General features: G+C 45.6%; 12 protein-coding genes. 10 read left to right on the forward strand and 2 right to left on the reverse strand.

The genetic code is table 11. From position 1 onward, the window contains the following. Positions 1-17 precede the first annotated feature (17 nt). From U2P91_RS03855 to U2P91_RS03895, 9 genes are all read left to right on the forward strand, one after another. The gene (locus tag U2P91_RS03855; RefSeq protein ID WP_322519062.1) at positions 18-4,433 is read left to right on the forward strand and encodes a response regulator; all 4,416 of its coding nucleotides are present in this window, start codon (positions 18-20) and stop codon (positions 4,431-4,433) included. Between the two features lie 566 nt (positions 4,434-4,999). Continuing rightward, positions 5,000-5,794 (forward strand): adenosylmethionine decarboxylase, encoded by a 795-nt coding sequence (speD, locus tag U2P91_RS03860; protein ID WP_322519063.1) that lies wholly within the window; start codon positions 5,000-5,002, stop codon positions 5,792-5,794. Between the two features lie 42 nt (positions 5,795-5,836). Continuing rightward, on the forward strand, positions 5,837-7,267 hold the full coding sequence (locus tag U2P91_RS03865; RefSeq protein WP_322519129.1) for an aminotransferase class I/II-fold pyridoxal phosphate-dependent enzyme: 1,431 nt from the start codon (positions 5,837-5,839) through the stop codon (positions 7,265-7,267). Continuing rightward, positions 7,268-8,119, forward strand: coding sequence for a polyamine aminopropyltransferase (gene speE, locus U2P91_RS03870; RefSeq protein ID WP_111888826.1), 852 nt, complete (start codon positions 7,268-7,270; stop codon positions 8,117-8,119). Beyond that, entirely contained in the window at positions 8,109-8,957 is an 849-nt protein-coding gene (gene speB, locus U2P91_RS03875; protein ID WP_322519064.1) for an agmatinase, read from the forward strand. Before speE ends, speB begins: the two co-directional genes overlap by 11 nt. 144 nt (positions 8,958-9,101) lie before the next feature. After that, complete coding sequence (locus tag U2P91_RS03880) at positions 9,102-10,301, forward strand: saccharopine dehydrogenase family protein (RefSeq protein WP_322519065.1); 1,200 nt, start codon at positions 9,102-9,104, stop codon at positions 10,299-10,301. 16 nt (positions 10,302-10,317) lie between these two features. Continuing rightward, positions 10,318-11,454: a carboxynorspermidine decarboxylase gene (gene nspC, locus U2P91_RS03885; protein WP_322519066.1), complete on the forward strand. Its 1,137-nt coding sequence runs from the start codon at positions 10,318-10,320 to the stop codon at positions 11,452-11,454. Positions 11,455-11,567: 113 nt separating this feature from the next. Continuing rightward, positions 11,568-12,143, forward strand: coding sequence for a class I SAM-dependent methyltransferase (locus tag U2P91_RS03890; RefSeq protein ID WP_322519067.1), 576 nt, complete (start codon positions 11,568-11,570; stop codon positions 12,141-12,143). 19 nt (positions 12,144-12,162) lie between these two features. Then, a complete protein-coding gene (locus U2P91_RS03895; protein ID WP_322519068.1) occupies positions 12,163-12,552 on the forward strand; it encodes a PaaI family thioesterase in 390 nt (129 codons plus the stop codon). A 62-nt stretch (positions 12,553-12,614) separates the two neighbouring features. On the opposite strand, the gene U2P91_RS03900 is transcribed toward U2P91_RS03895, so the two are convergent. Further along, on the reverse strand, positions 12,615-13,118 hold the full coding sequence (locus U2P91_RS03900; protein WP_322519069.1) for a hypothetical protein: 504 nt from the start codon (positions 13,116-13,118) through the stop codon (positions 12,615-12,617). After that, positions 13,103-14,176, reverse strand: a complete 1,074-nt coding sequence (locus U2P91_RS03905) for an NAD-binding protein (RefSeq protein WP_322519070.1) — start codon at positions 14,174-14,176, stop codon at positions 13,103-13,105. Before U2P91_RS03905 ends, U2P91_RS03900 begins: the two co-directional genes overlap by 16 nt. Positions 14,177-14,383: 207 nt before the next feature. Between U2P91_RS03905 and U2P91_RS03910 the strand changes: the two genes are divergently transcribed. Continuing rightward, complete coding sequence (locus tag U2P91_RS03910) at positions 14,384-15,094, forward strand: flavodoxin family protein (RefSeq protein WP_322519071.1); 711 nt, start codon at positions 14,384-14,386, stop codon at positions 15,092-15,094. Positions 15,095-15,096: the final 2 nt, after the last annotated feature.

Below are 15,096 nucleotides of genomic sequence, written 5' to 3' on the forward strand. Positions count from 1 at the left end.
ACGCCGGAAGAGAAGGGATGGTGAGACAGATGGCGGATCAGATCAAATCCGGGTTGGAAAAACAGAGTAAATTATTGGAGGCTTTTTTTGAAATAGTGCCGGATCTGCTGTTTTTAACAGATGTTCAGGGAATTATTCTGGAATACCGGGCCAAAAAAACATCGGATCTTTATCTTCCGCCGGCGGCATTTCTCAATCAAAAAATCGATACCGTATTGCCGCCGGAGATCAACAAATTGTTCACAAATGCGATGGTACTGGCCAAAAGAACGGGTCATATACAAACCTTTGAGTATGATTTGCCCAATCCAAAGGGGAACCAACATTTTGAATGTCGAATGAGTTGGCTGGCTGAAAGCGAAAACTTTGTTGAGGTAATCCGGGATATATCGGAACGATATCAGATGGAAGAAGCCTTGAAAACAGAACGTAAGTTGCTGAAGGAAAGACTCAAGGAAAGAGTCTGCAGTCAGAGTGTTTTTCAAATCACATCAGATTCCGATCTTTCTCTGGAAGAAATGCTGGCACAGGCGGTAAAGGTCGTTGGTTCCGGTTGGCAATATCCGGAGCTTACTCAGGTTCGGATTCGCTGGAATAAGAAACTGTTTCAAACCGCGGATTTTAAGGAAACGGCATGGAGCCAAACAGAAGAAGGCGTTCTGGATGCGGGAGACAGAATTGAGATCAGTGTTTTTTATACCCAGAGATGTTTAGTGGAAGATGAAGGTCCGTTTCTCAAAGAAGAACGCTACCTGATAAAAAATATTTGCAGTCGTTTAGTTGATGTCATCAATCATCGCAGGACATTAGAAGAAAACCGGGAAAATCAGGAACTGGTAAATGCGATGTTTGCCATGACCACAGATGCCATCGCCCTGGTGGATCCGTTAACGGCCGAGATGATTGTATATAATGAAGTGGCTTACAAAAGTCTTGGCTATGAAAAAGATGAATTCAAGGGGATGACTTTGTTTGATATCAAACCAGGGATACCCAAAGAAGCATTGCTGAATACCCTGGAGGCGGTTGTTAATGGTGCAACAAGGGAATTTGAAACCATTGGTGTATGTAAAAAAGGGTCATTCCAGGACGTATCGGTTCTACTAAAACCCGTAAACCATAAGGGGCGAACCCTGGTATGTGATGTTTGGTGGGATATTACAGAAACGAAGAGACGAGAAAATCAGCAGAAGTCTCTTACAGAACAACTTCGTCTGCATATGCAATTGATTCGGGAAATCAGTCAGATAGAATCGGGAATAAGTGGAGATGTCAATCGGTTTGCCGAAGAAATAACTGAATTGCTGGGACATCGGTATGGAAATGAACGGGTGTCGATTTGGAAATATAACGAGGATCAAACCATTCTTGAGTGCATTGATCTTTATCAAACAGCGAATAACGATCATACAAAAAATCTGGTGATAAAAAAATCGAAGAATCCGATCATGTTCGATTATTTGATCAGTAATCGCTATTTGGAAATTAGTTATGGATCCGACGATTCGGAAAAAAAGGAATTCGCCAGATCCTATATGAAACCATTGAAGATAACGTCCCTCCTTTCCTGCAGCATTGTATTCAAAGGTCGCCCAATTGGCATCATTGCATTCGCCAATATCATAAAAAAACGCAAATGGGAGAATGAGGACATTACCTTCGGTTGTCAAGTTGCCGATCAAATCGGAATGGCTTTTCTAAATCGGGAGCGAAGCGAGATAACTCAGGCACTGCGTCAAAATGAAGCATTTTTAAATCGGGCTCAGGAGGTTTCCAAAACGGGACACTGGCACTTTGATATAAAAGCGAACAAATTGACTTGGTCCAATGAAACCTATCGTATTTTTGGCGTAAAAATAGGAATGCCGCAAACCTTTGAAAGCTATATGGATTTTGTCTATCCGGATGACCGCGAAAAAATCATGGTGAACTGGATCGAAAAATCGGAGCAAGGCCAGTCGTTTTCAGTTCTTCATCGTATTCTTTCCGGTGATGAAGTCCGCTGGGTGGAAGAACGATCCGAATTCGAGCAGGATCAGGACGGCAATCCGATCGCCAGCTGGGGAACGGTTCAGGATGTAACCGAAAAGATGAATTATCTGGAAGAACTGGAGACGTATCAGAAGCATCTTGAGGAAATGGTATTTTCCAGAACCACTGAATTGGAGATGGCCAAGCTTGAAGCGGAAGCCGCCAGTCAGGCAAAAAGTTCCTTTTTGTCAAATATGAGTCATGAGATTCGGACGCCGATGAACGCCATCATTGGTCTTGCCCATTTGATCAAGCGGGATCCCCTGACCATGCGTCAGGAGGAACAAATCGACAAGCTGGCTGCAGCGGCCAATCACTTACTGCAGATCATTAATGATGTGCTGGATCTTTCGAAAATTGAAGCGGGAAAAATGCAAATGGATGCCCATGATTTTGAGCCAGCCCGGGAAATCGATAGGGTATGCAATATTTTGGGCAGTGAGGCGGCTCGAAAAAATCTCAACTTACTGGTGGATGTGGATCATATTCCAACGGTTTTGCGGGGAGATTCGGTTCGCTTTGGCCAGATTTTGCTAAATTTAATGAGCAATGCGGTGAAGTTTACCGAAACAGGGAGCATCAAGATCGTGGCCCGGATCATCAAGCAGGATCAAAAACAGATCCGCCTGCGCTTTGAAGTTTGGGATACCGGGATTGGCATGTCAAAAGAGCAGATGAAAAAACTGTTCCAGGATTTTGTCCAGGCTGATGAATCAATGACCCGGCTTTATGGCGGAACCGGTTTGGGGCTGGCGATCAGCTCGCGGCTGGCAAAATTTTTAGGTGGCGAAATTGGGGTTGACAGTGTGCTGGGTCAGGGAAGTCGGTTCTGGTTTGAGCTGCCGTTTGAAATTTCAACGGTACTGCCCAAAAATAGAATCAGTATTAAGTCTTCCCAACAAGTGCGGGTATTAGTAATCGATGATATGCAAGAAGCCCGGGAACTGATGATGAGTATGCTGGCTGATTTTGGAATCCAGTGTGATGCGGTCAATTCGGGAAAAGAAGGACTGGCGGCAGTTGCCCAAGCTGACCAGCTGATGAACCCTTTTCGGCTGGTATTGATGGATTTAAAAATGCCAGATATGGATGGCATTGACACAGCCCTGATGCTGCAAGCGCTGGAACTGAAAACCCGGCCGACGGTTTATCTGATTACCGGATATGGCAATCAGATATCCTACCAAGAAGCCCAGCGAGCTGGGATCAGCCGGATTCTGGTCAAACCGATGACACCGTCAACCCTTAATGATGCATTAATGGAGCTGTTGGAAAATGACATGGAATCAAAAATACCGTCATCGCTGAAAGCGCTGGAAGAGCGGTTAAAGCAGTATCAATCGGTGCGAATACTGATTGTTGAGGACAATCAGATCAATCAGGAAATCGTTGGCCAGCTTTTGGAGCCCTTTAAATTTGAGATCGAGCTGGCCGAAAATGGTCAGGAAGCCCTCAGTAAAATCGCCCAGGCCAAATTTGACCTGATCTTAATGGATGTTCAGATGCCGGTAATGGATGGGTTGGCGGCAACCACACTGATTAGAGGCTTGCCGGGTTGGGAAGCGGTCCCCATTCTAGCGATGACCGCCAATGCCTTTGAAGAAGATCGGCGTAAATGCATTGAAGCTGGGATGAATGATCATCTGGTCAAGCCGGTGGAACCGGAGCTTTTATACAGATGCTTAATCAAGTGGCTGCCGATTAAAAAAAACGAACCGGAAAACAAAGGAGCTCCCACAATTGCGGCAGGCCAATACCAGGCAAGGTATTCAACTGCAGTGCCAGAAGAACAGCACCGCTTAAAAGTCCTCCGGCAGGTGGCGGGCTTGAATGTCGAAAACGGCCTGAGAATGCTGGGTGGCGATATCGCTGTTTATTTGCGATTGATCCGACAGTTTGGCCAAAAATGCCAAACCGATGCGGTTGATATTTTAACGCAGACGGCGGCAGAAAATTACCACAGCATCATCCAAACGGTCCATTCAATCAAGGGCATAGCCGGAAATCTGGGCGCGATCAGAATACAGGAGCTGGCGGCGGAACTGGAACAGGCGGCCAGGATCGGCTCGGGAAAAGATCAACTTGAAAAACTGGCAAATAATTTTGTTGTCGAAATAAGCCGTTTCGCAGATGCTTTACCGAAAGAAAGGATTACCCCTGAAAATCCCCAAAAAGAGGAAAAGGACAGGGTCCAAGTCGAGGCAATTCTGAACCGCTTGGCCGTTTTGCTGGCAAATAACGACACGGAGGCCTATGATTTATTTGAGGAGCACCAAGACCTGCTCATATTGACGCTGGAAGACACGGGAGTTGAGCTGGAAAGACAGATCCATGAATTTGATTACGGGGATGCTTTAAATACGTTGAGATCAACTTTTCCAAAAGGTTCTGACGATTTCTGAAAAGCCCTTAAAGAGTCTTAGGATTATGTTAGAAACTGGTTAAATTTGCAAATATTTCTTGATTTTGACAATCTTTTATAGTACAATTCGAAACGAATGATAGAAATAGATTTATGTCTATTTGGCGTATTCATAAGCAATGTTTATGAATGTAGCAAAGAATTCTTTTGACCATTTCTTTAGCAGATTAAACTCGGTGATAAAGAAATTGAATGCCATACGGACAGCTAGGTCAAATGCCGATTGGCAACTTTCGTTGCCTTATTGATTGAGCATCAGCTCAAATTTTATAAGTTGGTTACTTAAAACCGTGTGCGTTTTTGCACATCACACTTGTGAAACAATCAATAAGAGTAGTAAAAGTAAGTTCTTGCTATATAGACTCTAATTTCTACGTTTGGGATCATAAATAGACGGCGCGGTTATGCGCTCGTGTAAATAAACAAATCAGTAGAAATAAACTCAAGTGGATGAACAGCAGATGCTGATGGATCACTTGAGTTTTTTGTTTTATTAAATCATTACAGCACAATTACAATGCGAAAAAATGGAAACGGGGTGGATTAATGGATAATAAATTAAAGTTGAATGGTTTTAACAACCTGACCAAGTCTTTAAGCTTTAATATTTATGATGTGTGTTATGCCAAAAGCGAACGGGAGCAACGGGACTATATCGCCTATATTGATGAGCAGTATAACTCAGATCGCTTAACCAATATTTTATATCATGTCACGGAGATGATTGGCGCCCGGGTACTCAATGTATCCAAGCAGGATTACGATCCGCAAGGAGCCAGTGTCACCTTTTTGATTGCCGAAGAAACTTTTTTGAGAGAGTATCGGGAAGACTCAGTTGAAAAGAACGATTTGCAGGGTGATACGGTGGTGGCCCACCTGGATAAAAGCCATGTTACGGTTCATACCTATCCGGAGTATCATCCCGATACTTCCATTGCCACCTTTCGGGTGGATATTGATGTGGCCACCTGCGGTGAAATTACGCCACTAAGCACCCTGGATTTTTTGATCGGCAGCTTTGATTCGGATATTATTACCATGGATTATCGGGTTCGGGGGTTTACCCGGGACGTCAGCGGCAAGAAACTGTTTATGGATCATAAAATCACCTCGATCCAGGATTATATTGATGACAAGACCTTAAAAGAATATGATGCCATTGATATTAATGTTTATCAATCCAATCTCTTTCACACCAAGATGATGTTAAAGGAAATCTGTCTTCAGGATTATTTGTTCAACACTGATGCTTATGAGCTGCCACCGCGAACGCGGCTGCAGATTACCGAAAACCTGCGCCGGGAAATGATCGAAATTTTCAGCGGCAGTAATGTCTATTAATTGGGAAGGGAAAAAAACGTGCCAAAATTAAATCAACAACGAATGCCGATTATGGAGGCACTCAATGAGTTTAAGCGGAATCGGCTGGTGCCCTTTGATGTGCCCGGCCATAAACGGGGCAAGGGGAATCCGGAATTAACGGAATTTTTAGGGGAACGTTGTATGACCCTGGATGTGAATTCGATGAAGCCGCTGGATAATCTCTGCCATCCGGTTTCGGTGATCAAAGAAGCCGAAGAGCTGGCGGCGGATGCCTTTGGCGCCAAACAGGCGTTTTTTATGGTCAACGGCACGACTTCGGCGGTTCAGACGATGGTGCTGTCGGCCTGTAAAAAAGGGGAGAAGATTATTCTGCCCCGGAATGTCCACCGTAGCGTCATCAATGCGATGATCCTGGGCGGTGCCATCCCAGTTTATGTGAATCCCGAAACCAACCATGAAATCGGCATTTCATTGGGGATGACCCTTTCCGCAGTGGCCAAAGCGATTCAGGAAAACCCCGACGCCAAAGCGATTTTAGTCAACAATCCCACCTATTACGGGGTTTGTTCCAACCTGAAAGCAATCACTGAACTGGCGCACGCTGCGGGGATGCTGGTGCTGGCGGATGAGGCCCATGGCACTCATTTCTATTTTGGCGAAAACATGCCGATTAGTGGGATGGCCGCCGGCGCGGATATGGCCTCGGTCAGTATGCATAAATCTGGCGGCTCGCTGACGCAAAGCTCTTTTTTATTGGTGGGGGCCGGGATGAACGCCGGTTATGTTCGTCAGATCATCAATCTGACCCAGACCACCAGCGGTTCCTATCTGCTGCTTTCCAGCCTCGATATTTCGCGCAAAAATCTGGCGGTGAATGGCAAACAAATCTTTGCCAAGGTAACCGAAATGGCCCAATATGCCCGGGATGAAATTAATCAGATCGGTGATTACTACGCTTACTCGAGTGAGTTGATTAACGGCGATACTGTTTATGACTTTGATGCCACCAAACTGTCGATTAATACCCTTCATGTCGGTCTGGCTGGAATTGAAGTGTATAGTATTCTTCGTGATGAATACGACATTCAGGTGGAATTTGGCGATGTCGGCAATATTCTGGCCTATATTTCAGTGGGAGACAGTCGGCGGAATCTGGAACGTCTGGTTTCAGCTCTGGCCGAAATTCGTCGGATCTATAAAAAAGATAAGGCTGGGATGCTGCAATATGAATACATTAACCCCGCGGTGGCTGTCGCCCCTCAGGAAGCCTTTTATGCCGATAAGGAAGCCTTACCGCTGGAAAAAAGCGGCGGTCGGATCTGTAGTGAATTTGTAATGGCTTATCCGCCGGGGATTCCGATTCTGGCACCCGGGGAAAGAATTACGACAGAAATTCTTGACGCCATTGAATACCTAAAAGATAAGGGCTGTTTTTTAACCGGTCCCGAAGATATGGAAATAAAAAATCTCAATGTGCTAAAGGAGGATTAAATGGAACTATGGTTTTCAGAAAAACATACCCCCAGCGTCAAATTTTCCATTCAGGTGGATCGTCAGCTTTACTGTGGACAAAGTGAATTTCAGCGGATTGATGTCTTTGACTCCAAAGAATTTGGCCGTTTTTTAACCCTGGACGGGTTTATGATGCTGACCGAAAAAGATGAATTTATCTATCATGAAATGATGGTGCACATTCCCATGGCGGTTCATCCCGCTCCGAAAAAGGTGTTGATTATCGGCGGCGGTGATGGTGGTGCCATCCGCGAGCTGGTGCGTTACCCTTCGGTTTTACACATTGATCTGGTCGAAATTGACGAGCTGGTGGTGGAAGTCTGCAAAACGCATCTGCCCCAAACCGCCTGCTGCTTTGCCGATGAGCGGTTAACGGTCCATTATCAGGATGGTCTGAAATTTATTCGCCGTTGTGAAAATGAATATGACCTGATCATTGTCGATTCGACCGATCCCTTTGGTCCTGGCGAAGGCCTGTTTACCAAAGAGTTTTATGGTAATTGCTATAAGGCACTAAAAGAAGACGGGATCATGGTCAATCAGCACGAAAGTGCATTTTATCTGGATGATGCCGTGGCGATGCAGCGGGCCCATAAGCGCATTGTCGAGTCCTTTCCGATCAGCCGGGTCTATCAGGCTCACATCCCCACCTATCCCTCAGGACACTGGCTGTTTGGCTTTGCCTCAAAAAAATACCATCCAATTGAGGACTTAAAGGCCGTGAAATGGAATGCCCTGGGTTTTAAAACCCGCTATTATAACACCCGGTTGCATGTGGGGGCCTTTGCTTTGCCAAACTATGTGGAGGAACTGTTAAAAGATGTTGAATAAAAATATTGAGACTTTTTTAGGTTGTGACAACGACTATGGAGAATCGGGCATTGTCGTTTTTGGCGCCCCCTTTGATTCCACCACATCCTTTCGTCCCGGTACCCGTTTTGCCAGCAAAACGATGCGGGGGGAATCCTACGGATTAGAAACCTACAGCCCCTATCAGGATAAGGATCTGGAAGATTTAGCCATTTTTGACGGCGGTGATCTGGAGCTCTGTTTTGGTGATACCCAAAAGGCGCTGGCAGTGATTGAAAGTTATACCACCCGGGTATTAAGAGATGAAAAGACCCCAGTGATGATTGGCGGTGAGCATCTGGTGACCCTGGGAGCAGTTCGGGCAGTGGCCCGGAAATATCCGGATCTCCATGTGATCCATTTTGATGCCCATGCTGATCTGCGCGATGATTATCTGGGGGTGACCCTGTCCCATGCGACGGTGCTGCACCGGGTCTGGGATCTCATTGGCGATAACCGGATCTATCAATTCGGGATTCGCTCTGGCGAACGCAGTGAGTTCCAGTGGGGCAAAGATCACGTCATCACCCAGAAATTTAATTTTAATGGTCTGGCTGAAGTGGTCAAAAAACTACAGGGCAAGCCAGTCTATTTCACCCTCGATCTGGATATATTAGATCCGTCCGTTTTTCCAGGCACCGGTACCCCGGAGCCTGGCGGTGTCGGTTTTTTAGAGCTGCTTGAAGCGATCCAAAAAATCGGAGAACTGAATATTGTCGGTTGTGATATTGACGAGTTATCGCCGGTCTATGACCAGAGCGGTGCTTCCACTGCGGTGGCCTGCAAGGTGTTGCGGGAACTGTTGTTGGCGATGGCCTAAACAGTTGGAATGATCACCAATGACCAAAGCTCAGACGATTTCAGCACCATTAGGCTGTGTAATTAAAGAGTAGTAGGGGCGAGCATTGCTCGCCCCTACTCTGATAGTATTTATATAATAGTTAAATAACAGGAGGAACAAATTATGGGAAAAGCATTAATTATCGGTTGCGGCGGTGTTGCCAGTGTGGCCATTCATAAATGCTGTCAAAACAGCGAGGTGTTTTCAGAAATCTGTATTGCCAGCCGGACCAAAAGCAAGTGCGATGCACTAAAAGCAAAACTTGATGGCGGAGCGACAAAAATCACCACTGCCCAGGTCAATGCTGATCACGTTGATGAGCTGATTGCGCTGATTGAAGAGGTAAAGCCCGACGTAGTATTAAATTTGGCTCTGCCTTATCAGGATTTGACTATTATGGATGCCTGTCTGGCCACCAAAACCCATTACGTCGATACGGCCAATTACGAGCCCGAAGATACCGCCAAATTTGAATATAAATGGCAGTGGGAATACCGGGAACGCTTTGAAAAAGCCGGGATTACGGCACTGCTGGGTAGCGGTTTTGACCCGGGCGTGACCGGTGTTTTCTCGGCCTATGCGATGAAACATCAATTTGATGAGATTAATTACATCGATATTCTCGATGCCAACGCCGGTGATCATGGCTACCCCTTTGCGACCAACTTCAATCCGGAAATTAATATTCGGGAAGTCACTGCCAACGGCAGCTATTGGGAAGAGGGACAGTGGATTGAAACCGAGCCGATGGAAATCAAGCGGGTTTATAATTTTCCCGAAATTGGACCTAAAGACATGTATCTGCTCCACCACGAGGAATTGGAATCACTGGGACAAAATATCAAGGGGATCAAACGGATTCGCTTCTTTATGACCTTTGGACAAAGCTATCTAACCCATCTCAAATGCCTGGAAAACGTCGGCATGACCGCCATAGAGCCGATTGAATTTGATGGCAAGATGATTGTACCGCTGCAGTTTTTAGCCGCCGTATTACCAGATCCTTCGACCCTGGGCCCGCGAACCAAAGGAAAAACCAATATCGGTTGCATCTTCCAGGGCAAAAAAGAGGGTAAGAATAAAACCTACTACCTTTACAATGTCTGTGATCACGAAGAATGCTACAAAGAGGTTGGTTCTCAGGCGATCTCTTATACGACCGGAGTACCAGCGATGATCGGTGCGATGTTGGTGATGACCGGCCAGTGGCAAAAACCCGGTGTTTACAATATTGAAGAGTTCGATCCCGATCCATTTATGGAAGCGTTAAACAAATGGGGATTGCCCTGGCAGGAAAGTTTTGCACCAGAGCTGGTTGATTAAGGATGGTCAAACACGGATGGAATTAAAGGACGCCTTCAAGGAGCTGCCCACCCCCTGCTATCTTGTCGATGAAAGCCTGCTGATTAAAAACTTAAAAATTCTCGACCAGGTTCAAAAAGCCACGGGTTGTAAGATTTTACTGGCTCAAAAAGCTTTTTCGATGTTTTCGCTTTACCCCCTGATCGGTCGCTACCTGGCCGGCACCACGGCCAGCGGACTCTTTGAAGCCCGCCTGGGTCATGAGGAAATGGGTGGTGAAACCCATGTCTTTGCCACCGCCTACCGGGAAGATGAGTTTGAGCAAATCACTAAACTCTGTGACCATATCGTTTTTAATTCCTTTAACCAGTGGCAAAAATACAAGGATGCTGCACTCGAAGCCGGCCGGGAATGCGGGATTCGGATCAATCCGGAATGCTCCACTCAGGATCACGCCATTTATGATCCCTGTTCACCGGGATCAAGGATGGGGGTAACCCGGGCCCAGTTTGTGCCGGAGCTGCTAGAAGGGATCAGTGGTCTGCATTTTCATACCTTGTGCGAACAGAATGCCGATGCCTTGGAACAAACCCTGAAAGCGGTTGAAGAACAGTTTGGCGAATTTCTCCCGCAGTTGAAATGGCTCAACTGCGGGGGTGGGCATCACATCACCCGGGATGACTATGATGTTGATAAACTGATTGCTACCATCAAGCGGATTCAGGAAACCTACGGGCTAAAGGTCTATCTGGAACCGGGCGAAGCAGTGGCTCTTAACACCGGGTTTCTGGTGACGACGGTGTTGGATTTAGTTGATAACGGGGTTCACAACGTTATCCTCGATACCTCCGCCGCCTGTCATATGCCGGATGTGCTGGAAATGCCCTACCGGCCAACTATTATTGGGGCCGCCTTGCCGGGTCAAAAACCCTTTACCTATCGACTGGGCGGACCGACCTGCCTGGCCGGGGATATTATCGGTGACTACGCCTTTGATCAGCCACTTAAAATTGGGGATCGACTGGTATTCTGTGACATGGCGATTTATTCGATGGTTAAAAATAACACCTTTAACGGTATGAATCTCCCCGCTATTGCCATATTTACCCAGGAAAAAACCATCCAGATGGTGAAACAGTTTGGATATATGGATTTTAAAAACCGATTGTCTTGAAAGACAGTCGGTTTTTTTAAGGAATTTAGCTATTATCCGGATGAGTCTTTATGGTATAATAGCTCAAATAAGAATTATTCTAGGATGATTAGATAGCGAACAGGAGAAACATGATGATACATAAATTTGACCAAAAAAATAAACAAAAGCTAGATAATGAGTGGCGTCGGGAAAACCTGCCACCGGTTGAAACATTGAAAAATTTAGGCCTTAAAGAAACCGATAGTTTTGCCGATATCGGCTGTGGAATTGGATATTTCACCATTCCGGCAGCAAAGATGATCGGCAACAACAATGCCTATGCACTGGATACCTCACCAGAAATGCTGGAGGAGCTTGAACTTCGCAGCAAAGCAGCGGGTATCAAAAATATTGAGATCGTAAAAACCCAGGATCTGGATCTGATGATTCCCGATGCGTCGGTCAGCTTTGGATTGATGGTCAATGTGATTCATGAAATAGTTGATAAAAACCAATTTCTGGAAGAAAGCAGCCGGATTATCAGACCCGGAGGAAAGCTGGCCATTGTTGATTGGGAAAAAGCAGAAACAAAAACGGGTCCTCCTATTGATCATCGGATTGGCAGTGATGAGGTGAAAACCATGCTAGCAGAGATTGGCTTTGAATGTCAGGAGATGATCAATATTGCCGAAACCTTCTATGGCCTGGTTTTTGTGAAAAATAATTAGAATAAACATGGGAGATCTGATGGAGAAAGAAATGATTGAGATTATAAAAAACGATCAGTTTGCCAAACTTGTTGGATTGGAACTGGTAAAGGTTGAACTGGGATATGCCGAAGTAAGAATGATGATCACAGAAAAGCATTTAAATGGGGTTGGCATCGTCCAGGGAGGCGCTCTCTTCACCCTGGCGGATTTTGCCTTTGCGGCGGCGGCAAACGCCGACGGTAAAGTGACCATCGGTATCAATGCCAATATCACCTATTCCAAACCAGCCAAGGGAAAAACGCTACTGGCCAAAGCCATGGAAACCTCTTCCAGCCGAAGCCTTTGCAACTATACTGTAGATATTTTTGATGAAGACAATGCAGTGTTGGTTGCAAAATTTAATGCGACCGGGTTTATTAAGAACTAAAGTGTTAGGATAAAGATTTAAAAAATAGAGCTTAAAAAGTATCGTAATTAAAAAGTGATGGGTTAGCCATCACTTTTTTTTATGACCTGATAATAGATCAGGCCAAAAATCGAAGCCAGAAATACCAGCACAAGCCCGATGACGATTTTTGGAAATGGTACGGTTTCAGTGGTGGCATAACCGGCTGTCACTATCGCAATGGAAGCACTATGAATATCGACATCGCCGCCATGTTCAACACAGGCCCGGTTAAACACGCCGGTAACCTGGAGCTGGTCGCCGATATGCTTATAATCCCCGAAAAATCTAATGCGTTGGGCATCGTTAAGAGGCATCCAGATGCCCATGGCATTACTGCCGTCATTGATATTGACCCAGGCATAATCACCCCTTTCCATCGCTTCGCCAATGGCTTCACCGATGACGGTGACGGTTTTACCGTCCATTGCTTCAGCATTTTCCACCAGTTGATTCAGCTCGATCACATCGGCGGCCAAGACCCCACCACTGAGACAGAAAAGCAGACCAACCGTAAGAATCGTCGTTTTTATTAGTTTGTCCAACATTTTTTTATGCCTCCAATGATGAAGCCGATGAGGGCGAAAACAGAAAGAAATTCCAGTCGGCCCAGATACATGGCAATAATATCGTAAATTTTCATAACTGCCGGCATGTCGGCGGTGGTGACACCAATGGATAAGCCTACATTTCCGGTAATGGAGGCGGATTCAAAGGCGGCACTGGCCAACGGATAGCCGCAAAAAGTTCCGATTAAGGTTCCCAGGGCAAAGGTGATCAGATAACAAATGACAATCAAGGCAGAGGCCTTCACCAGGCTATCCGCCAGAATTTGGTCCTTAATATGGTGGAAGCGAAAGACCTTGACATTGCGCTCGGAAGACAGTAAGCGCTTCACATCAGCAAGGATACTTTTAAAGAGGATGCCAATCCGTAATCCCTTAAAGCCGCCGGCGGTGGAACAGGCCGAGCCACCAATCAGCATTGCAATGATGAGAATCAGGATACCGAAGTCACCCCACTCCAGTGCGAATTGTCGGGCATAAACTGAACCAAACCCGGTGGTTGTATGGGCGGATAAAACATTGTAAACAACGCGCCGAAACATAACAACGGCATCGGCGTAAACACCAGTCCGGGACAGCCACAAGACAGCCATCGTACTGGCCAGAAACGTGGTGATAAAAAAGCTCTGAGTTTCGACATTTTTTTCTGAAATCTTCCGCTTTAGGATCTCCACCCCTAACTGGGTGGGACAAATGGTCTCAATGTCCAGCATGTCATAAATATATTTGCGACTGGGGTCCCCGACTCGGGCGATGATACGGGGCACGTTATAGATTTTTTTGGCAATCAGAGACACGGTAATGTTGAGATTGTCATCAGAAGTTACCGCCAAAATATAATCAGCTTGTTTAATTCCGGCCTTCAGTAAACGGTCGTTGTCATATTCAACACCTTTGAACCGGGAACCGTTAAAACCACTACCAAGGACACTTAATTTTTCGCCGTCATGGTCGATGACGGAAATGTCATGCCCGCCAATTGATAATTCTTTGGCCAAGGTACTGCCCAGCCTGCCGCAGCCAACAATAATGATATACATAATTTTCTCCTAAGATGAAACTGAGATGAAGGATAAATGGAGTAGTTATACGATTCTTTATCCTACAAAAAAATTAACACAGATTCTATAAAGTTTGTATAAAGATATTGATGTCTTATATAAATTTAATATTAAAGGGTAGACGTTGAAAAAAAAACGGTCATTCGTTATAATGAGGCAGAGGCGTTCGTTTGAGAGAGGAAAAAAATGAAGATAACAGTAATCAATGGAACCATGCGCCATGGTAGCACCTGGCATTGTAAGGATTTGCTACTTGAAAAGATTTCGCAATTAGAAGAAACCCAGGTCAGGGAGTTTTATCTGCCCAAAGACATGTCGGATTTTTGTATTGGTTGTTTTTCCTGCTTCTTAAAAGGGGAAGACAGCTGTCCTCATGCAGACCAGATCCGGCCCATTGTTGCGGCTTTGGAAGAGGCGGATCTGGTGATCTTAACCTCGTCGGTTTATGCACTGGATGTTACCGGTTCGTTAAAAGCCTTGCTGGATCACCTGTGTTTTATGTGGATCAGCCATCGCCCCAATCCGAAAATGTTTAATACAGTGGGGATCAGTTTTGCCACAACTGCCGGAGCAGGCCTTGCTCACACCACTAAAACGATGCAGAATAGTCTTAAATTCTGGGGGGTAAAAAAACGGTTTGTCAGCAAGCAGGGCGTCGCGGCGATGAAGCGGAACGATATATCCGAGAAAAAGCAGCATCAAATTGAAAGAGAGATGGTGCAATTGGCAAAAAAAACCACCACAGCGGTGGCTAATATTGAGCACAGTAGCGCCCCCTTATTTAGAAAAATTATGTTTAAGGTGATGAGGACAATGATGAAAAAGAAGGATTGGAACCCCACCGATCGCAATCATTGGGAAGCCAATGGCTGGTTAAGCGGGACCAAGCCCTTTTAAAA

The organism is Acetobacterium sp. K1/6, from assembly GCF_034438075.1.
GTDB lineage: Bacteria > Bacillota > Clostridia > Eubacteriales > Eubacteriaceae > Acetobacterium > Acetobacterium carbinolicum.

Coding starts and splice junctions, on each gene's coding strand:
- U2P91_RS03855 (WP_322519062.1), top strand. CDS start 18: ATGGTGAGACAGATGGCGGATCAGATCAAATCCGGGTTGGAAAAACAG.
- speD (WP_322519063.1), top strand. CDS start 5,000: ATGGATAATAAATTAAAGTTGAATGGTTTTAACAACCTGACCAAGTCT.
- U2P91_RS03865 (WP_322519129.1), top strand. CDS start 5,837: ATGCCGATTATGGAGGCACTCAATGAGTTTAAGCGGAATCGGCTGGTG.
- speE (WP_111888826.1), top strand. CDS start 7,268: ATGGAACTATGGTTTTCAGAAAAACATACCCCCAGCGTCAAATTTTCC.
- speB (WP_322519064.1), top strand. CDS start 8,109: ATGTTGAATAAAAATATTGAGACTTTTTTAGGTTGTGACAACGACTAT.
- U2P91_RS03880 (WP_322519065.1), top strand. CDS start 9,102: ATGGGAAAAGCATTAATTATCGGTTGCGGCGGTGTTGCCAGTGTGGCC.
- nspC (WP_322519066.1), top strand. CDS start 10,318: ATGGAATTAAAGGACGCCTTCAAGGAGCTGCCCACCCCCTGCTATCTT.
- U2P91_RS03890 (WP_322519067.1), top strand. CDS start 11,568: ATGATACATAAATTTGACCAAAAAAATAAACAAAAGCTAGATAATGAG.
- U2P91_RS03895 (WP_322519068.1), top strand. CDS start 12,163: ATGGAGAAAGAAATGATTGAGATTATAAAAAACGATCAGTTTGCCAAA.
- U2P91_RS03900 (WP_322519069.1), bottom strand. CDS start 13,118: ATGTTGGACAAACTAATAAAAACGACGATTCTTACGGTTGGTCTGCTT.
- U2P91_RS03905 (WP_322519070.1), bottom strand. CDS start 14,176: ATGTATATCATTATTGTTGGCTGCGGCAGGCTGGGCAGTACCTTGGCC.
- U2P91_RS03910 (WP_322519071.1), top strand. CDS start 14,384: ATGAAGATAACAGTAATCAATGGAACCATGCGCCATGGTAGCACCTGG.